Origin of the sequence: Globicatella sanguinis NBRC 15551, assembly GCF_001552295.1 — a bacterium.
Classification (GTDB): Bacteria; Bacillota; Bacilli; order Lactobacillales; family Aerococcaceae; genus Globicatella; species Globicatella sanguinis.
Genome location: NZ_BCQX01000254.1, coordinates 1 through 559 on the forward strand (window position 1 = coordinate 1; position 559 = coordinate 559).

The 559-nt window shown below is 36.7% G+C and carries 1 protein-coding gene; it reads right to left on the reverse strand.

Annotated features, from left to right (window positions below; translation table 11 throughout):
* Positions 1–377: 377 nt before the first annotated feature.
* Positions 378–559: hypothetical protein (locus tag GSA01S_RS10905; protein ID WP_169792703.1), on the reverse strand; the 182-nt coding region annotated here is incomplete at its 5' end.

The window sequence follows — 559 nt, forward strand, 5'->3', positions numbered from 1 at the left end:
CCCAGACACACGTTGGTAATTCGCAAATTAGTCTCTGGAAGCATCTCGAGTTCACTAAACCATGGGCTATAAATTAAACAGATGAAACCAAACAACCATTTTTAAAACTGTGCCCAATACCACTTCACAAAACGCGCTACAATTAAGCCTTCGTCAAAACACAAAAATAGGCCTTTCCTCGTTCGCAGACTAAAAGTCTTAAGCAAGGAAAGGCTTGTTCAAATTTATAGGACACCTGATAAAAATATGTCGATTGCTAGAATTGTCAAAAAATTTCTTACAATATTTGAAATTCTGATACACAAAACATAAAAACTAACGATTGTTTCAAAGGAGTTGGTCAAGAATAAAAGCGTAGCAATCCTTAAGAGTCGATGTTAGAAAAATGAATCGAGAATGGATTCAACAATTGATTTATTTTGGTTTTTTGGTGCTTGACTCACTTGACCTCCACCTTTTTGTGACATTTGTTCAATTAGACTACCTAAGATACCGCCAAAGGCCCCATCATTAGCTGTTGAGCTACCTGGTTGTTGTGGGATTTTAGGAACTTGGATAG